At 68.5% G+C, this 18833-nt stretch carries 14 protein-coding genes and 2 pseudogenes; 7 read left to right on the forward strand and 9 right to left on the reverse strand.

The window, feature by feature from the left end:
* Positions 1-261: 261 nt before the first annotated feature.
* From CES90_RS43500 to acnA, 4 genes and pseudogenes are all read right to left on the reverse strand, one after another.
* The gene (locus tag CES90_RS43500; protein WP_189780512.1) at positions 262-1335 is read right to left on the reverse strand and encodes a lytic polysaccharide monooxygenase auxiliary activity family 9 protein; all 1074 of its coding nucleotides are present in this window, start codon (positions 1333-1335) and stop codon (positions 262-264) included.
* Between the two features lie 426 nt (positions 1336-1761).
* A pseudogene (locus CES90_RS43505) lies at positions 1762-2501 on the reverse strand (sensor histidine kinase); the annotation flags it as partial.
* Between the two features lie 27 nt (positions 2502-2528).
* A complete protein-coding gene (locus CES90_RS51775; protein WP_308437822.1) occupies positions 2529-2759 on the reverse strand; it encodes a response regulator in 231 nt (76 codons plus the stop codon).
* A gap of 271 nt (positions 2760-3030) precedes the next feature.
* Complete coding sequence (acnA, locus tag CES90_RS43515) at positions 3031-5763, reverse strand: aconitate hydratase AcnA (RefSeq protein ID WP_189780513.1); 2733 nt, start codon at positions 5761-5763, stop codon at positions 3031-3033.
* 244 nt (positions 5764-6007) lie between these two features.
* Between acnA and CES90_RS43520 the strand changes: the two genes are divergently transcribed.
* Positions 6008-6778 (forward strand): aminoglycoside phosphotransferase family protein, encoded by a 771-nt coding sequence (locus CES90_RS43520; RefSeq protein ID WP_189780514.1) that lies wholly within the window; start codon positions 6008-6010, stop codon positions 6776-6778.
* Between the two features lie 84 nt (positions 6779-6862).
* On the opposite strand, the gene CES90_RS43525 is transcribed toward CES90_RS43520, so the two are convergent.
* On the reverse strand, positions 6863-7459 hold the full coding sequence (locus CES90_RS43525) for a nucleotidyltransferase family protein (RefSeq protein ID WP_189780515.1): 597 nt from the start codon (positions 7457-7459) through the stop codon (positions 6863-6865).
* A gap of 34 nt (positions 7460-7493) precedes the next feature.
* Here CES90_RS43525 and CES90_RS43530 point away from each other — a divergent pair, with 34 nt between their 5' ends.
* The 3 genes from CES90_RS43530 to CES90_RS43540 all read left to right on the forward strand — a co-directional run bounded on the left by CES90_RS43530 (position 7494) and on the right by CES90_RS43540 (position 9791).
* Complete coding sequence (locus CES90_RS43530) at positions 7494-7823, forward strand: hypothetical protein (RefSeq protein ID WP_189780516.1); 330 nt, start codon at positions 7494-7496, stop codon at positions 7821-7823.
* 61 nt (positions 7824-7884) lie between these two features.
* Positions 7885-8088, forward strand: a complete 204-nt coding sequence (locus CES90_RS43535; RefSeq protein ID WP_189780517.1) for a DUF4236 domain-containing protein — start codon at positions 7885-7887, stop codon at positions 8086-8088.
* Positions 8089-8261: 173 nt separating this feature from the next.
* Entirely contained in the window at positions 8262-9791 is a 1530-nt protein-coding gene (locus CES90_RS43540) for a helix-turn-helix domain-containing protein (protein WP_189780518.1), read from the forward strand.
* 86 nt (positions 9792-9877) lie between these two features.
* Here CES90_RS43540 and CES90_RS43545 read toward each other — a convergent pair whose 3' ends face one another.
* Both CES90_RS43545 and CES90_RS43550 read right to left on the reverse strand, forming a co-directional pair.
* Positions 9878-10189 carry a hypothetical protein gene (locus tag CES90_RS43545; protein ID WP_189780519.1) on the reverse strand — a complete coding sequence of 104 codons (312 nt, stop codon included), beginning with the start codon at positions 10187-10189 and terminating at the stop codon, positions 9878-9880.
* Positions 10167-10688 (reverse strand): hypothetical protein, encoded by a 522-nt coding sequence (locus CES90_RS43550; RefSeq protein WP_189780520.1) that lies wholly within the window; start codon positions 10686-10688, stop codon positions 10167-10169. Before CES90_RS43550 ends, CES90_RS43545 begins: the two co-directional genes overlap by 23 nt.
* A 1166-nt stretch (positions 10689-11854) precedes the next feature.
* Between CES90_RS43550 and CES90_RS43555 the strand changes: the two genes are divergently transcribed.
* The gene (locus CES90_RS43555; protein WP_268257004.1) at positions 11855-12343 is read left to right on the forward strand and encodes a transposase family protein; all 489 of its coding nucleotides are present in this window, start codon (positions 11855-11857) and stop codon (positions 12341-12343) included.
* Between the two features lie 106 nt (positions 12344-12449).
* Positions 12450-12950, forward strand: coding sequence for a hypothetical protein (locus CES90_RS43560; RefSeq protein WP_189780521.1), 501 nt, complete (start codon positions 12450-12452; stop codon positions 12948-12950).
* A 192-nt stretch (positions 12951-13142) separates the two neighbouring features.
* On the opposite strand, the pseudogene CES90_RS50735 reads toward CES90_RS43560, so the two are convergent.
* Positions 13143-13368, reverse strand: a pseudogene (locus CES90_RS50735) (hypothetical protein); the annotation flags it as partial.
* Between the two features lie 673 nt (positions 13369-14041).
* On the opposite strand from CES90_RS50735, the gene CES90_RS43565 reads away from it, so the two are divergent.
* Complete coding sequence (locus CES90_RS43565; protein WP_189780522.1) at positions 14042-15109, forward strand: GNAT family N-acetyltransferase; 1068 nt, start codon at positions 14042-14044, stop codon at positions 15107-15109.
* On the opposite strand, the gene CES90_RS43570 is transcribed toward CES90_RS43565, so the two are convergent.
* Positions 15055-18786, reverse strand: a complete 3732-nt coding sequence (locus CES90_RS43570) for a hypothetical protein (protein ID WP_189780523.1) — start codon at positions 18784-18786, stop codon at positions 15055-15057. The genes CES90_RS43565 and CES90_RS43570 overlap by 55 nt on opposite strands.
* Positions 18787-18833 lie beyond the last annotated feature (47 nt).

Raw genomic sequence — 18833 nt, forward strand, 5'->3', positions numbered from 1 at the left:
CCGACGCGAGCGACCCGGCACTCGTCCGGAGCCGAGAACAGTATGAACACAAAGGCTCCGACGGCCCTCAACTCCCCAACTGGTTTGACTTTGCCGTCCGTTGAGGCGGTAGAGTCTTGTATAGATCACTCGACAACGTTGTCTCGTCGTCGCCCGGTCTTCTCGAACCACTCCCCCTCCACTGCCGGTTTCCCCCGTACCGGCAGCGGCTCACGGACCGGGTGGGCACGCACCGTCCGCCCACCCGGTCCACCGAGCCTTTCAGCCCACCCGGCAGGGCAAGGTCGTCGCGGGATCACCTCCCGATCCCTGCACGACGTATCCGAACGTGGCGGTCTCGCCAGGATCCAACGCCCCGTTCCAGTTGGCGTTGTGGACCATCACGTCCTGTCCGGTGTAAGTGGCGTTGCCGCTCCAGAGGCTGTCGACCTTCTGTCCGGTCGGCAGCGTCCAGTTGACCATCCAGCCGAGCATCGGCACGTCACCGGTGTTGGTGACGACGGCCTCGGACTGGTAGCCGCCGGCCCAACTGCCCGTCGTACGGCGCGTCGCGGAGCACTCACCCGGTACCGGGTCGGTGGGGTTGCCCGGTTCCTTGATGCCGGTCACCTCGCCGTTGCCGCCGTCGAAGACGACGTCGGAGCAGGAGTAGAAGGTCTCCTGGCTGTCGGAGCGCTGCCAGACCATGTAGATGAGGTGGCGGCCCGACTTGTTGGCGGGCAGCTGCCCGCGCCAGGAGTAGTTGGCCTCGACCGTGCCCGGGCTCCCGTTCAGCGGCGGGTGGTCGACGCTCAGGAACGGCTGCTCCTCCATGTCGTTCCAGGTGAGCGTCTTGGTCGGGTCGAAGCCGTCCTTGGTGATGTAGACGTAGAACCAGCCCGGGTGCGCCGCCCACGCGTTGTACGAGAAGTCGACGGTCGCGCCGGAGGTGAGATGGGTCAACGGCCAGTCGGCGCTGGGGGTGTTGAACCCGGTGAAGTTGGTGTTGCCGCCGCTGCACAGCTGGCCGTCCGGGACGAATCCCCGGGTGCGACCGGCGCCGTCCGAACGGAGCACCGAGAACCAGTTGTAGAACGGGGTCGTCCCGCTCACCTGCTGTGCGGCTCTGCAGGCCGGGTTGACCGGTTTGATCTCCCCGGTGTCGGTCAGCCCGTCCTGCCAGCACAGGAATGTACGGCTGCCGGGCTTCATCGGGGTGCCGTGCGCCTCCGCCTTGCCACTGCCGGCGGTGACGACCAGGCCGAGCGCCGGGATCGTCGTCACGAGGGCGAGCAGGACGAGGAGGAGGGCACGGTGGCGTTTGGGCAGCCCTAATCGTATTGTTGTCACGTGCATGACAAACGCTCCTTGGGTGTACGGCCTTGAGGAACGTGCGCGTGTGCATGTGTATGTGTGTGGATGAGTGGTGCGGGGTGGAAGCGAGTCCGGGGCGGCGGGTTCCGGTCCACCGCTCTTATGGGAGCGCTCCCACCCCCACCTGCTTCGGAAGCTAGCGCGGAGCACCGCGCTTGTAAACGTCTTGCGCAACCCTTGACGCACAAGAGCCGCACCGGGGTGGATGCGGCCCTCGCGATGACGGAGAACGGTGTGGTCGTCAACTCCCCGATGGCTCGCCAGTGGTGAGGCGACGTCAGGAGGTGTTGTCGAAGGAGCTCCTTTCCGCAGTCGTTGCCGACGACTCCGGGGGCGGAGGCTGAGGCGAAACTGAACAGCGCGGGCGTTGTCAGCGGTGGGTGCTATTCATGACCGTATGGACATCGATCACGCGGATCCCCATGAGGTAGCGGCGCTCCGTGCCGTGTTCGACGTCGACGACGGCGGTGAGTCGGCGCTCGCATCGAGGCGGCCGCCGTGGGCGGAGACGATCGCGGCGACGATGGCGAGGCCGAGGCCGGAGCCGCCCTGATGAGGGCCGGTGCGGGAGCGGGAGGCGTCGGCTCGGGTGAAGTGTTCGAAGACCGAAGGGAGAAGAGCGGGCGGGATGCCGGTGCCGTCGTCGTGTACGCGGATCATGCAGCGGTCGGCGGTGGATTCGACCGAGGCCGTGACCGTCGTGCCGGCGGCGTGTGCACACAGGCGTTGGCCAGCAGGTTGGCCACCACCTGGTGGAGGCGTGCCTCGTCCCCCGTGACCAGCGCTGGGGCGTCCAGGAACAGGGTCAGCTGCCAGTTGTGGTCCTCGTCCGCCGCCCGCGCGTGCCACACCGCCTCCGCCGCCAGGGCGGCGAGGTCCACCTCGGCCGACTCCAACGGGCGGCCCTCGTCGAGGCGGGCGAGCAGGAGCAGGTCCTCCACCAGGCCCGTCATCCGCGCCGACTCCGCCGAGATGCGCCGCCACGCCAGCGTGGGCTCGATCTTGTCGGTACCCCGGTTCATCAGTTCCGCGTAGCCGGCAATCGACGCCAGCGGCGTACGGAGTTCATGGCTGGCGTCGGCGAGGAAGCGGCGCATGCGTTCCTCGCTGCGCTGCCGTTGGGCGAGGGACGCCTCGACGTGGGGAATCCCCCACCCCAGCCGTCCAACGGGCCGTCATCTTCCGTACTCCCCCGCCCGGATCGCGTACCCGAGCCCGCGCGGCAGGGTGCCATACGTACGCCCGGCGCCCAGGCGACGTGGGGCACCCTCCTCGGCGAGGCCGCGAGACCCCACCGACAAGCGTGGCACCTGGACGCCGTCAAGGTCGGGCAGCATCCCGTCGAGGACCACGGCGTGCGGGGCGCAGCCGCGCGCCACCCGGAGCGCGCTGTGCCCGTCCGCCACCGGGTAGGGGGCGCCGGCCCGCCTCGGCCACGGACACGGACACGGACAGCGGTTCGGTGAGCCCGGGTTCGTCGTCGACGATGAGGACACGGACTCGGCCGTTTCGGGTCGCGGAAGTGGCAGCCATGTACGCATCGTGTCCGGGTTCGCTGAGGGAACGCTGTGTTCCACCTGAGGCGGTCCGATGACCTGGACACTCGGACCGGACACGACGAGGGCCGCACCCCCTGCCGAACAGGGGGTGCGGCCCTCAATTGCCTTACCGCTCCGCTCAGCCGCGGATCAGGTTGCGCAGCACGTACTGCATGATGCCGCCGTTGCGGTAGTAGTCGGCCTCACCAGGGGTGTCGATGCGGACGACCGCGTCGAACTCGACACCGGTGTCGGTGGTGACCTTGACCGTGCGCGGCGTGGTGCCGTTGTTGAGCTCCTCGACGCCCGTGAAGGAGAAGGTCTCCTCGCCGGTCAGACCGAGGGACTCGGCCGAGGCGCCCTCGGGGAACTGGAGCGGGAGGACGCCCATGCCGATGAGGTTGGAGCGGTGGATGCGCTCGTACGACTCGGCGATGACGGCCTTGACGCCGAGGAGGGCCGTGCCCTTGGCCGCCCAGTCGCGGGACGAACCGGAGCCGTACTCCTTGCCGGCCAGGATGACCAGCGGGATGCCCTGCTCGATGTAGTTGCGGGAGGCGTCGTAGATGAAGGAGACCGGCGCACCTCCTTCACCTTCGGCGGCCCGGGTGAAGTCGCGGGTGTAGCCGCCTTCCGTCCCCGGCGCGATCTGGTTGCGCAGGCGGATGTTGGCGAACGTACCGCGGATCATGACCTCGTGGTTGCCTCGGCGGGAGCCGTAGGAGTTGAAGTCACGACGCTCGACACCGTGCTCGGTGAGGTACTTGCCCGCCGGGGTGTCGGCCTTGATCGCACCGGCCGGGGAGATGTGGTCGGTGGTGACCGAGTCGCCCAGCTTGGCGAGGACGCGCGCACCGGCGATGTCGCTGACCGGGGACGGCTCCATGGCCATGCCCTCGAAGTACGGGGGCTTGCGGACGTACGTCGACTCCGCGTCCCACTCGAAGGTGTTGCCGGTCGGGATCGGCAGCGCCTGCCACTGGGCGTCGCCCGCGAAGACGTCCCGGTAGGACTTGTTGAACATGTCCTCGCCGATGGCGTTCGCCACGACGTCGTTGACCTCGGCCTCGGAGGGCCAGATGTCGGACAGGTAGACCGGCTTGCCCTCCTGGTCCGTGCCGAGGGCGTCGCGCGTGATGTCCACATTCATGGAGCCCGCGATGGCGTACGCGACGACCAGCGGCGGGGAGGCCAGGTAGTTCATCTTGACGTCGGGGTTGATACGGCCCTCGAAGTTCCGGTTGCCGGAGAGGACCGAGGTGACCGCGAGGTCGTGGTCGTTGACGGCCTTGGAGACCTCCTCCGGCAGCGGGCCGGAGTTGCCGATGCAGGTGGTGCAGCCGTAGCCGACGAGGTTGAAGCCGACCTTGTCGAGGTACGGGGTGAGGCCCGCCTTGTCGAAGTAGTCGGTGACGACCTTGGAGCCCGGGGCGAGGGTGGTCTTGACCCAGGGCTTGCGGGTCAGGCCCTTCTCCACGGCCTTCTTCGCGACGAGCGCGGCGGCGACCATGACGTACGGGTTGGAGGTGTTGGTGCAGGAGGTGATGGCCGCGACCGTCACCGCACCGTGGTCGATCTCGTAGGTCGAGCCGTCGGGGGCGGTCACGGTGACCGGGTTGGACGGGGCGCCGTTGGGCGCGACGGCCGGGGAGTCGGAGGCCGGGAAGGACTCCTGGCCCGCCTCGTCGACGGTGTCGACGTAGTTGCGTACGTCCGTCTTGAACTGCTCGGCGGCGTTCGCGAGGACGATGCGGTCCTGCGGGCGCTTCGGGCCGGCGATGGACGGGACGACCGTGGAGAGGTCGAGCTCCAGCTTCTCGGAGAAGTCGGGCTCGGCGGCCGGGTCCAGCCAGAGGCCCTGCTCCTTGGCGTACGCCTCGACGAGCGCGACCTGCTGCTCCGAACGGCCCGTCAGCTTCAGGTAGTTCAGGGTCTCGCCGTCGATCGGGAAGATCGCGGCGGTGGAGCCGAACTCCGGCGACATGTTGCCGATGGTGGCGCGGTTGGCGAGGGAGGTGGCGGCCACGCCCTCGCCGTAGAACTCGACGAACTTGCCGACGACACCGTGCTTGCGGAGCATCTCGGTGATGGTCAGCACGAGGTCGGTGGCGGTGGTGCCGGGCGTGAGCTCACCGGTCAGCTTGAAGCCGACGACGCGCGGGATGAGCATGGAGACCGGCTGGCCGAGCATCGCGGCCTCGGCCTCGATACCGCCCACACCCCAGCCGAGAACACCCAGACCATTGACCATGGTGGTGTGCGAGTCGGTGCCGACGAGGGTGTCGGGGTAGGCCTGCCCGTTACGCACCATGACGGTCCGAGCCAGGTGCTCGATGTTCACCTGGTGGACGATGCCGGTGCCCGGGGGGACGACCTTGAACTCGTCGAACGCGGTCTGGCCCCAGCGCAGGAACTGGTAGCGCTCGCGGTTGCGGCCGTACTCCAGCTCGACGTTCTGGCCGAAGGCGTCCGGCGTACCGAACTTGTCGGCGATGACGGAGTGGTCGATGACCAGCTCGGCCGGGGCCAGCGGGTTGATCTTCGCCGGGTCGCCGCCGAGCTCCTTCACGGCCTCACGCATGGTCGCGAGGTCCACGACACAGGGAACACCGGTGAAGTCCTGCATGATCACGCGGGCCGGCGTGAACTGGATCTCCTGGCTGGGCTGGGCCTGCGAGTCCCAGTCGCCAAGAGCACGGATGTGGTCGGCGGTGATGTTCGCGCCGTCCTCGGTACGGAGCAGGTTCTCCAGCAGGACCTTGAGGCTGTACGGAAGGCGGGCCGAGCCTTCCACCTTGTCCAGCCGGAAGATCTCGTACGACTCGTCGCCCACCTGCAGCGTGCTGCGGGCGTCGAAGCTGTTCGCCGACACGACAGTCTCCTTCATTCCATGTGCGCGTACCACCGCATCCTGCCGCCACGCCCTCTTGGCCGATCCGTTAAGGTAAGGCTAAGTTAGGTAACCCTTACCGGGGTGGGCGGCTGCGGTCACGCCTCGGCAGATATCTCGATGTCGAGATAACTCTAGTACATGGGCGCGGGCTGGTCATGCCCGGCCCGCTGTGGCGTGCGCCAAAAGCCGTGCCAGGCAACAAGGGGGCGGTAGCGTCCCGGGCATGGCGAGCGAGGACGTGTTGCAGGACCAGCCCCACCGGGAGGTGGTACGGGTCGGCGACACCATTCGCCGACCGGTCCAGCCGTGGACGTCGACGGTGCACGCCTTGCTCGGACATCTGGAAGCGGTGGGCTTCCCCTGCGCTCCCCGGCCCCTGGGCTTCGATGACCAGGGCCGGGAGGTCCTCACCTTCATCGGCGGCGAGTCCGGGCCCGAGGGCTGGGCCAAGGTGGTGGACGACAAAGGCTTGTCCGCCTTCGCTCGGCTGCTGCGCGCCTACCACGACGCGACCATGGGTTTCTCGCCGCCGGACGAGGCGGCCTGGGCCGACGGCGCCATCACGCCGGGCGAGGGCCAGGTGGTCTGCCACGGAGACTTCGGTCCGTGGAACGTTGTCTGGCAGGGCGACCGCCCCGTGGGGATCATCGACTGGGACTTCGCCCGACCGGCGCCACCGCTGCACGACGTGGCCTACGCACTGCAATACGTCGCCCCGTTCCGCGACGACGCGGAGTGTCTGCGGTGGCTGCACTTCCCGGAGCCGCCCGACCGGCGCCGACGTCTGGAACTGTTCTGCACCGCCTACGGCCTCACCACGACCGTCGGTGTCGTGGATGCCGTGATCGACAGGCAACGGCAGAACATCGACCTCGTCCGACGGCTGGCCGCCCAAGGGCACGAGCCACAGGCCACGTGGGCCCGCGAGGGGCTGCTGGAAGAACTTGACCGCCGACTCGCCTGGAGCCGGTCGAACCGCCATCTGTTCGAGTAGCGCCCGCCGATGTCTTGTCCGTGGAGCGATCGAAAAGGTTTTGCGCGCGGAGCCGCCGGCTGAACACCCGTCAGGAATCGCCGGTCAGCTCGGCCACGGCAGGACAGTGAGCTCCGGCCAGGTGTTCTTCCAGCGCGCGGCCTTGGCCTCGTAGACCTCGCGCGGGGCGAGCACCGGATTGGGGCGGACCACGAGGTTGAAGATGTCGGAGAGGCCGTGGGGCGCGTAGACGCGCCACTCTCCGTCGGGTTCCTGCCGTACGCCAAGACAGCATGTCGTCGCGGCGAAGGAGTCGATCGCGGACTCCGTGGACTCGTACGGCGGGCAGGGGACGCCGAACTTCCGCTCGTACCAGAGGTGCACACGGGCCTCGTTACGGATCTCCACCTCGGCCGGCAGCCCTGCGAACACCTCCCGCCCCTCCTTGATCACGGCGTCCTCGGCCTCCCAGGAGAGATCGGTACTGTCGAGGTAGAAGATGTCGTAGTCCCTGATGCCGTCGGCCGGCGGGCGGTCGGTGACCACGTTCCACACGGTCTGGAACAGGCAACCAGCCGTCACATACCAGCCGGGCAGGTCCAAGGCCGTCGCCCTGGTCATCACCTCGGTCAGGACCTCGTTCTTGGACAACACGCGGCGCAGACCGTCGAGTTGCTCGACGAGAGGAAGTCGGCCAAGCATCCACCCTGCCTATCACGGTGCCAGTATCGACGGCATGGATCACAGGGAAATCGATGGGGCGCTGATCGGCCGCTGGGGTAGCGAGCCCTTCGATCTCGGGGTGATGGAGTGTTCCGAGGTCGAGTTCCTCGCGGACGGGCGGGGGTGGTGTTCGGTGACGAATGCCTTCGAAAAGCACGTGACGCGCTTCCGGTGGCGTTGCCCCGAGCCGGGGGTCGTGGAGTTGCGGGCGGAGGACGGCGACGTCACGCGGCACCGGTTTCGCGTCGCGCCGGTCTCGCCGGTGCCGGGTGCGGAACCCGTGTTGTCGGTGAACTTCGACCAATCTCTGGCGTTCGCCCATCAGTTCGCGAAGGCGGGGTAACCGACAAGCAGCACCGAACGCCGAACCGGCGCCTTCGAACGAACGCCGACGGGAGGCACTCATGCCGCTCACGTTCCGCAAGAGTTTTCGGATCCTGCCGGGGGTGCGACTGAACATCAACCGGCACTCCTGGTCCATCACCACCGGAGGCCGCCACGGCCCGCGCCGAACGCACAGCAGCACGGGGCGGCGTACGACGTCGCTGGATCTGCCGGGACCCTTCGGCTGGCGCCGGACGCGCACGGCCCGGTCCCGTCGCGGGTGAGCGACCATGGCCCGGCCGAGCAGGGTCGCCGAGCCGTGCCCTCACTCCCGGGAGAAGAAGCGGCATCCATCACACAGACTTTCGGACTCCACTCGGACTCCACTCGGACCCCACTCACCCACACAGCCCACCCCGGAGCAGAGCGCATCTCATATCTGAGATAACCTCACCGCATGACCGACGACTACCTCGTACGCATCGGCAGGCTCATCCGTGACGCCAGGCAACACCGTGGCTGGACGCAGTCGCAGTTGGCGGAGGCACTCAACACCAGCCAGAGCGCCGTCAACCGCATCGAGCGCGGCAATCAAAACATCAGCCTTGAGATGATCGCTCGAATCGGTGAAGCCCTGGACAGTGAAATCGTGTCGCTGGGATACGCGGGACCGATGCATCTGCGTGTGGTCGGCGGGCGCCGGCTCTCCGGCTCGATCGACGTGAAGACCAGCAAGAACGCATGTGTCGCACTGCTGTGCGCCTCCTTGTTGAACAAGGGGCGCACGGTACTGCGCCGGGTGGCGCGGATCGAGGAGGTGTACCGCCTTCTGGAGGTGCTCGGCTCCATCGGCGTACGCACCCGGTGGATCAACGAGGGCGTCGACCTGGAGATCGTGCCGCCGGCCGAGCTGGACCTGGGGGCGATCGACGCGGAGGCGGCCCGCCGTACGCGGTCCATCATCATGTTCCTCGGCCCACTGCTGCACCGCATGGACCACTTCAAGCTGCCGTACGCGGGCGGTTGCGACCTCGGAACGCGGACCATCGAGCCGCACATGATCGCGCTGCGCCGGTTCGGGCTGGACATCACGGCCACCGAGGGGCTGTACCACGCCGAGGTCGACCGGTCCGTCGTCCCCGGCCGCCCGATCGTGCTGACCGAGCGCGGCGACACGGTGACCGAGAACGCGCTGCTCGCCGCCGCCCGCCACGACGGCGTGACCGTCATCCGCAACGCCTCCTCCAATTACATGGTCCAGGACCTGTGCTTCTTCCTGGAGGCCCTCGGCGTACGTGTGGAGGGCATCGGCACCACCACGCTCACCGTCCACGGCGTGCCGCACATTGACACGGACGTCGACTACTCGCCCTCCGAGGACCCGGTCGAGGCGATGAGCCTGCTGGCCGCCGCCGTCGTCACCGAGTCCGAACTCACCGTGCGCCGGGTGCCGATCGAGTTCCTGGAGATCGAGCTGGCGGTCCTGGAGGAGATGGGCCTCGACCACGACCGCTCGGCGGAGTACTTCGCCGACAACGGCCGTACGCGGCTGGTGGACCTCACCGTCCGGCCCTCCAAGCTGCAGGCACCGATCGACAAGATCCACCCGATGCCGTTCCCCGGCCTGAACATCGACAACGTGCCGTTCTTCGCGGCCATCGCCGCCGTCGCTCAGGGCAAGACCCTCATCCACGACTGGGTCTACGACAACCGCGCGATCTACCTCACCGACCTCAACCGCCTCGGTGGACGGCTCCAACTCCTCGACCCCCACCGCGTCCTGGTCGAGGGCCCCACCCGCTGGCGCGCCGCCGAGATGATGTGCCCGCCCGCCCTGCGCCCCGCCGTCGTCGTCCTCCTCGCGATGATGGCCGCCGACGGCACATCCGTCCTGCGCAACGTGTACGTCATCAACCGCGGCTACGAGGACCTCGCCGAGCGACTGAACTCGGTGGGCGCACAGATCGAGATCTTCCGGGACATCTGAACGGCGCGGTGTCGTGCCCCTTGAAGGCAAGGGGCACGACACCTCAACATGCCAGCTGACCTGCCGATACTCACCTTCACGACCCTTCACTGATCACTGTTGTTTTTCAGCACCTTGTGCAACGCACGTGCAAGATGATCTTGAATGGTTGGCGATACGTCAGCGATACCTGAGTATCCGTCAGCCTTTACGGAGGGTTGCCCCCGAAGTGGCCTCGCAACGTCCGATGTCGGTCGTGTCACGCCGACCGCGTCTGGTCGACCATCGGCACCCACGTCGAAGACCCGGCAAGCCACCCCGGCAACCATTACCCTGCCGAGGCGGCGCCCCTTGCCGATTAGGCCAGCAATGACCAGCCAGTTGTCGTCGAACGAGTCACCCCGGATGGGCTCGTCCATCCTGTCCGTGCTGCAGGTCGCGGATGGTGTGATCGCCTGATGTGTGGTGTCGCTTCCTGCGCATTTCGCGGTTCCAGCGGTCGCAGTCGAAGTAGCCGATGAGATAGATGCCTGCGGTACCGGGGGTGCGCAGGTAGTCGCGGACAAGCTGGTCGGCCAGGGCGGTGGACAGGTCTCGGTGCCAGCATCCTTTGCATTCGATGACTACGGTCAGTGTGCCGTCGTTGCTGCTGGTGGGCGGGGCCGTGGCTTGGATCTGGATGTCGGTGCGTCTGCCTGGAAACCCGGAGCGGTCGACTTGGACCTCGCGGTTGATGACGACGCGGTTTCCGCCGATGTCCTGGCGCAGGAGAGCTGCGATCATGTCGCTGAAGTCTTCTTCCCAGCACGGCCACCAGTCGGTGTGATCCACTGTCCAGAGGTTCCGGTTCCACAAGTTGACCACAAGGCCGTTGGACCCCTGAAGTACCGTCTGGAGGCGGTCGAGGCTGGCCAGCACGATGTCCTGGAGATGGCGTGCGTCGGTGACGGTGCGCAGGTTGGTGTCTGCGGCCAGGCGCCGAAGCTGCTTCCGGGCTGGTCTTGGAGATCAGTAGGCCCAGCAGCCCTCGGTGCAGGTTGCTGCGAGCGTCGGTAGAGAAGCCACCCTCGAACTGGTAGTCCAGGAGCCGGGTGATGCCGATGTGGTCGGTAACCATGGTGTACAGGTCAGCGAGGGCGGCCTCGGGCAGTTTGCCGGTCCAGTTCCGCGCGCCGCGCGGTGATCCGTTCCAGCAGCTCGGGATCCATGCACCGGATCGTAGAAGACCCCCCGGGCACTGCGAGCAGGAATCAGCGGTACGGGGAGTGTCTGGTGCCGTGCTTGGCCAGCAGGACGGACTGCCTCGCAGCCCAGGTGCACCGGTCAGAGCACCCGCCTGGACTGACTTCCGTTTCAGAGACAAGCCCGGCTCCGTCAGATGATCTCGTCCGTGGACTCCCGCCCACGACCAGCGTGAGCACCCCGAGAATCAGTCACACCAGCCCTTTGACCTGCGACTTCAGGTTGGCGAAGACTCAGTGCTCCGCATCGCGCGAGCCTGCCAACTTCCTGAACTCAACGACCAGTTGCTGACATTGGCCGAGAGACGCCGCGCGTTGCCGCAGGCGAGCTGTCACCGGACGCTTCGTTCATTGAGCCGCGCGGGAAGGAAGTCAGAGCGAGGTCCCACTGATCAGCCGCGTGAAGCAGCGCCGCAGCGTCCATCCTGACCTCCACGACGTACGGCGGTCCGTCAGCTGACCGGTCTCGCCACTCGCTATCCCGAACTTGCAGACCTGCGTCTGCACGCCAAGGCCACGGCCCGCGAGGTCGCCGAATTCCAGGCAGCGCGACCAGTACGGTGCCATTGTCGCGGCCAAAGTCCTCGACTGCCGTCTCCCCGGAGCCAACGACCCGTGGCGTGCCGCTGCGCGCACAGCTCCCGAACCGAGTGAATAGTCTGCCCCGGCGCGAAAAGCGAGCTCTGGGCCCCTTCTCTACAAAAGAGCCACACCCATACGCAAAGGCTGCCAACGTGCCGGAGCGGTGGTACACCGCCACCAGCAGCACCTGTTCAACGAGCGGCAGACACCACGGACACCCCACCTATCACCACCCACGTTCACGGACTCCCCGCAGAGGGCATCGACGGCACTCTCATCCCCACCCAGCGCCGCACCGGAAAGGCCGACCGGCGGAACTACTCCGGTAAACACCACCATCATGGCCTGCACTTTCTCGCCCTGACCGACGAGAGGGGCCGCTTGATCTGGATATCTGCCGCCCGGCCCGGCCGCACCCATGACAACACCGCCGCCCGCCACGACCGCATCCTGGCCCACCTGCGCGCCGCCGGCCTCGGAGCGCTGGCGGACCTCGGCTTCCGCGGCTTGGACAACGACGTACGCGACCCCGTGATCGTCACCGGCTTCCACGCCAGCCGCACCCACAAGCTCGCGCCCGGCCAGAAGACCGCCAACCGAGTCCTCGCCGTCGGACGCGCACCGGTCGAACACGGCTTCGCTCACCTCAAGAACTGGCGGATCCTCACCAAGCTCCGTACCGATCCCGCTCGCGCCACGCGCCTCCTGCGTGCCCTGCTCGTCCTGACAAATCTCGAAGTCAACCGCTGAGACAACGTCCAGCCCCGTCCTGTACCCAGCCGGCGTGTAGTGGAAAGTTGGAGGGCCTGCGCCGCTCGGGCGGCAGGCCCTCCAACTGTTGCAGAGAGAATCGATCATGACCTCGGACCACGAAACGCTGTGGCGTCGCTGCGCGTACCTGGGTCACGTCCTGCTGCCACTGCTGGACCAGGAGCCATGGCGCAAGGATCGCCGCCAAGAGCGGCTGCACTCCTGGGGCATTGACGTGGCGGTGGGAGAACGACTCATTGAGGTCTTCGCGGCTTTAGCTGCCCACGCTGTCGCGGTGGACACTTCCTTGTCCGCACCAGAGTTCGAGACCCTGCCCCTCAGCGCCGTGGCCGACGCGGCGACCGGCAAGCAAGACTTCGAACTACTCGCCGGGCTCCCAGACACCTTCGCGGACGACCGCGACGAAATCGCGGTCAAAGTCTTCCGCCTGCACGCCTATAAGGGCGGCCAGACCAGTCTCCAGCTCGTTCGGCTGAGCACGGAAGTGCGCCATACGCTGACCGTCCTTGCAGCCCGCCAGTCGGTGCCCTCACCTACGTGCGGAGACATCTTCCGCAAGGCAGACGAGTCCAACCTGCCGCAGTAAGCATGGAGATTGACACTCGGGCCGTTGGCGCCAGCAACACAACACAGCCCGACGGACGATCTACTACTCAAACTGCCGCCCGCGACCAGCGTGAGCGACCCGAGAACCGGTCACACCAGCCCTTTGACCTGCGACTTCAGGTTGGCGAAGACTCACTGCGATCGCCGCTACACCACGCGGCGGGGCACCACCCCAGCAGATCACGACGAAACGGCCCTTCTGCTCGCGGGTGAGCCGCATGGCGTCCCCTTCGCTGGCCCTAATGAAGTCGCATACCTGTCCACACACAGCGGCGGCAGCCTCGCGCTCCCACTCGGGCGTCTCGTTCCACGGCGCGACATAGCCGGGCTTCGGCTCACCGGTAGTGCTGGGTCACACCGGAATTCCACGCCTCGCGGAAGATCCGACCGTCGCTCATGCACGTATCCCTCTCGTCGTGCGAGAAAGAGCCGCGATCCGGTGATCCAGTCCGAGACTCGGTCATCGGGCATGAGCTCGACCGGTCGGCCAAGCTGAGCACTGTCTCCGCGTAGCGCACGATCGTTGGGCGAGGGCTGCGGTGAGGGCCTCTTCCGCGAGGTCGGGACGACCGAGCTACAGGTAGCAGGCTCCTCGTTCCTCGGGGAGGCGGGCGCCGTCAAAGCGGAGCAGGTCAGAGATCGTCCGGGAGCAGCCGGAACGCGAGGTGGCCGGTCAGCCGTCGCATCATGCGAACATGCCGACCTGTCGTGAAAATGTCCGCCGTCTCGTGAGCGGCCGCCAGCGCCACGTTCGTCGCGGCCGGTGCCGACGTCGAGCACCATGCCGACACCGCGGTACAGGCAGACGGTGCGCACCGTGGTCACAGCGTCGCCCTTCTGGTCCGGCACGACCACACTCGCTCCCCTCTCTCCGACGTTCGCCCTCCTGAGAGCCGTCTATGACGGTACGAAGCGCTGATTACGCAGGTGTCTCACGGGCTGACCACCGGGGGTCAAGGCCGCCGCACAGCGGCGCCGGCCCGGGTGTGGGCGCTTACCTCGGCGGTCGGCCGGATAGACCTACGGCGGTATGAGGGACCAAGTGGTCATGGCATCGGTGGGAGGGCAGCGGTGAACAGTTCCTCGAGCACGCCCGGGATTCTCTATCTGCACGATCCGCAGGAATCGTACGAGGGTGCGATGCGTTCCGGCAGCGGTCGCGCCCGTCTGCTGGAGGCGGCCTGTGCGGCGCGCGGGCTGCCCTTCCTCTGTCCCGATCTGCGGGCGGTCCCCCACTTATCACAGTCCGAGGTGGTCCTCAGGCTGCTGGACCGGCGGGTGGCCGCCTTCGCGATCGTCGAACGGGCGGCCGCGCCGGTCCTGGCCGAGGCGCTGGCGCGATGGCGTCGGCGCCATCCCGGGGCGCCCTCACCGGTGGTGGCGGTGGCCCTGTGCGCGCCGGGGCTTGGTGTGCGGCCGCCGGAGGCGCTCGGAGTGCCCGTCGGCGTCGTCCACGGCCCCGGGATCTGGGACCAGGCGGTGTCCTTTTTCTCCGAGGCATCCGGGCAGGAGCTATGGCGACCCAGGGCACCCCGGCTCACCTTCGGCGCGCTGGCGCTCAGCGAGCTGCGCGACAGGTCCGACACGGCGGCCGAAGCAGCGGACGTCCTGCGGTCCGCGTACGGGAGCGCGAGTCATCCGCGCGAGACCCATCTGCGCAGGCTGACCACCTCGTCGGGGCTGCTGGTGTGGGCGCGGGAGGGCGGGCGGCTCGTCGGGTGCTCGCAGGTGCGCGGGGACGGCAAGTGGGGGGCCTGCGGCGCGCTCCCCGCGTACCGGGGTCTCGGCATCGGTCTGCGACTGGCCCGGCTGGCGCAGCGGCGGTTTCCCGGGCAGTTCGTCGAGGTCGGGCGGGACACGTCGCACGCCGTCCGGCTGGTGCTCGGCTGCGGGTTCCGGCCGGTGCGCGACGAACGGACCGTACGGTCCGTGGTGCGCTCCTCGGTGGGCCGGGAGATCGGAGTCGTCGGGGTGGACGAGCTGGGGGTGGTGTACCGGCGGCTGCGGGAGGGCGGTGGCGACACGGGTCCGCTGCGGCTGTACGTCGCGGGCCGCCCCCGTCGCTGGGCTGGGGCGGCCGGTGATCAACAGGCCGAGGCGACCGCGGCCACGTCGGGGAACGCGCTGCCGGCGAGGTAGGCGACGATCGCCTCGCAGTGGGCTTGGCGGACCCGTTTGAGGCGGCGGCTGCCGGTCGACAGCCCGGTGTGCGCGCGGCGGGGCGAAGCGAGGAAGTACTGGAGGAAGGCCGCCCGCGCGAGCGCGAAGGTCTCGTAGGCGCGGCGCACCTTGACCGGGTCGTCGCGCAAGGCGAGTAGGGCGGGCTGTGGGGGCAGGTGGTGGAGGTAGCGTGTCGCCAGGTCCACGCGGGTCGTGAAGTGCTGATCGTCCACCGGCAGGAGGGCGAAGTCCTCGATGAACTGGGCGACTTCGAACAGCACGGGACGCCAGTCGCTGGCCTCCAGGTCGATCGGGGCGATCCAGGCGGGTCGTCCAGGGAAGGCCGGGATCAGCCAGTTGTCGGCGTGGGCGTCGCGCTGGGCCGCCAGGGGCAGGCTGGCCGTGCCGGACCACAGGTCGGTCAGCGCGGTGTTGTCGACGGCACGGCCGGCGGCTGCCAGATGCACCCGCATGTCCTCCTCCAGCCGCTCACGGACCGTGGAACGGCGGTCGCCGTCGTCGGGGCACGGGCCCCGCCAGTGGTGGAAGGAGGCCAGGGCGTGCAGGACGCGGTCGGCGACCTCCACCACATCCGTGGTGTCCGGTGCCGCTTCCGCGGGCTTACGGTCGGCGACGAGCGCGCTGACCGGGCGGCCGGACATGCGCCGCATGACGAGGGCCACGTCCCGTCCCGCTCCTGCCCGCGCGGGCGGGAGCGGGACCGTGTCGATCACCTCCGGCACCTTGATCCAGCTTTGCTCGTGGTCGTCCGTCCACGCGGCGAACCCGGTGAGCAGCTCGCTCTCGGTGCGCGCGAACCCCGTGGGGCGTTCCTTGATCACGACGGTGCTGCTGAGCAGGCGATGAGGATCGTCTACGAAATACACCGCTCCCTCCATCCGGCCGCCCATGCCCTGCCGGTCGAACTCCTCGTCTCGTACGACGAGCCGTGCGGCACGACTGAGCAGCTCGCCGCGTGCTCCGGCGAGGGAGAGGCGCAGGTTCTCGGTGCGGTCGCGGCCGTCCAGCAGGTGTGTGGCCCATTCCCGGTGTTGCTCGGGCACCGAGCTCAGCTCGGCGAGCTGGAACAGGGGCCAGGGCCAGTCGGGGGCCAGCCGACCGGCCTCGTCCGCACAGCGGAGGGCCTCGGCGAGGTCGGTCGGGGAGTTGCTCCTACGGAACAGCATGTGGTGGGCGGCGCTGGACACCGACCAGTTCTCCCGGCTCTGGTAGCCCAGGTCGCGGGCGGCGGACTTGCAGGAGACGGCCAGCCGGAGGTCCTTGGGGTTCTGGCGGTCGCGGCCCAGGCGGTAGTACACGTCGCCGACGAGTCCGAGCAGGTTGCCGCTGAGGTTGTCGTGGTGCCGACTGCGGGCGAAGTGGTACAGGGCCCTCTCCGCGTGGTCCTCGTCGCCGGTGATCAGGTGCAGGCGCATATGGCACTCGCCGATCCGGCTCTCCAGGGCGGCGCGTTCCGGGTCTGTCGGCAACTGGGGCGCTCGGGCCAGCCAGTCGTCACGGAGCCGCTCGTCCAGGGGGGCGTCCGGGGCGCCGGGCTCCGGCAGCGGATGGTTGGGCAACTCGCCCGCCGTATCGAGCAGTTCGTCGGCCGCGTCATCGAGGCGGCCGTCGACGAGGAGGTCGTCGCCACGGTCGGGTCCGGGGTCTGGCTCCTCCAGGGCGGTGGCCGACTCGTCGTAGGTGTCCGGCCGGGCGGAGGGCTCTGGCGGCGCTCCGGTGGATGCGGGGTCGGTCATCTCGTCGACGAGTGCCTCGGCCTCGGCCAGTTCGGCCGTGCCGGCGTCGCCGGGCACGCTCGCGGTGTGCTCGCCCAGCACGCTGAGCAGCAGGGCCAGCGCGTCCCGCAGCAGCTGTACGGCCTCCTCGCGGCGCCGCTCGTCCCCGGCCTGGAGCCGACACGCCAGCTTGAGGGCGGCGACGGCGGCATGCCGCCGCAGCACCGGGTTGGCCTCGCCGCCGTGTGGCAGCGCCGTCTGGAACAGTTCGTGCACCCGCTCCAGTTCGGCGGTCCGGACGACGTCGCCGAAGGCGAGCGCGGACAGGGTCGCGGCCCGGCTGGCCACGAAGGAGCGTCGGGCCGGCGAGCGCAACCGCGCCAGCTGCTGCTCCAGGCGGCGGCTGACGGCGTTCAACCGGTCGGCGCAGTCTGCCCGTTGGCGTGCCGAGCACAGCAGGAAGGCCGCCTGGGCCAGGGCGGTGCTGTGCAGGGGCACGTCGTCGACGGTGAGGAGTAGGTCCAGCAGGCGCTCGGTCTCCTCGACGTCGGCGGCCTCTGTCGCGCGGCGCAGCGCGGCCTCGCCCTTCAGGACCTCGGCAATCCGTACTTGCCGTACGACTTGTGCGGTGTTGACCGGCGGCGCCGTGACGGTGTCGCCGGTGAGCCAGCCGACGTCGCGCAGATAGGAGAGGGCCGTGTCGATGTCGTTCAGCGCGCCGTCGACGTCCCTGGTCCACAGCCGACCGCGTGCCCGGCTGAGCAGGGCGTCGGGGTACGAGGTGTTGCTGACGGCGGTCGCGCCGACGGCGAGCTCTGCGATCGCCGTGTCCAGCAGGGTGGGCTCGGTGTCCTCGTCGTCCTCGGTGCTGCGCTGTTCCAGGATGTCCGGTTGGGCGTTCCAGTCGACGGTGGCCTGCCGGCCGATGTGGACCCGAAACCGGGCCTGTCCGCGCAGCAGCGAGAGCACCGGGTCAGGGCACGCGTGGGCGGTACGAGCCTCTCCTTCGGCGGCTTCGTACGCGCCGACGCTGCGCTCGAACTCGCTGAGCGCCCCGCTGCCGTCCCCGATGGCCAGCAGATGCAGGCCCCAGCGGAAGGCGACGTCCCCCTCCGCCGCGGCCAGTTCCCGGGTGGGCAGGGCGAGTTCCGCACCCCTGTCCAGCAAGTCCTCGGCTTCGCTGAGGAGTTGAGGCACCCGGTCCTGGTCCACCGCCTGCGCCGCCTGGCCGGTCCGGGCCCGGTGCATGGCGAGGTCGGCCCGGCGCACCTTCACCTCGACGTGGTAGCGGAAGTGCTCGGGGGATACGTCGCCGCACCGCTCGGCGAGCGCCAACTGGCCGTCGGCGTAGGCGAGCAGGGCGGCCGCGTCGTCGTCCTTGCGGGCCAGGATGAGGGAGGCGACGCCGCGCATGCCGTGGAAGCGGCGCAGTTGGTGTTCGGAGAAGTCGACGACGGACAGTGCCACGTTGATGACCTCGCCCTCGTGCAGCAAGGCCGCGTAGAGGCGGCGGGCCGCCTCGGTCCGTTCATCGTGCAATGCCGCACGGGCCAGTTCGTTGAGCACTCCGGCGAGTCGGAAGTGGACTTCGAACCAGGTCCTGTCCCGTTTGAATCTGGGGTCGGCGGCACGCAGGGACGTGTGCGCCACGCCGGGATCCATCTCCAGAGCCCGGTGGACCAGGAGCAGGACCACCAGATCGGCGGCCTCGGTCTTCACTCCCCGGTCCATAACCGCCTTCCACGCCCGTCCGACCGCCGCCGGGGCGGTGAGCGGGTCGGCCAGTTCCTCCAGCGGTACGGGGGCCACGCGTAACGCGGCCCGGTCCATCAAGCCCTGTGCGGGCACTTCCCATGCGTCGAGCTTCTCCCACAGCCAGCCGAGACGGCCGGTGGTGGGGCTCTCTTCCGTCGTGGACAAACAGTCTCCGTCGAGTGTTCAGAGGTTTGGGTGAGAAGAGGAGGGAT

The organism is Streptomyces capitiformicae, from assembly GCF_002214185.1.
GTDB lineage: Bacteria > Actinomycetota > Actinomycetes > Streptomycetales > Streptomycetaceae > Streptomyces > Streptomyces capitiformicae.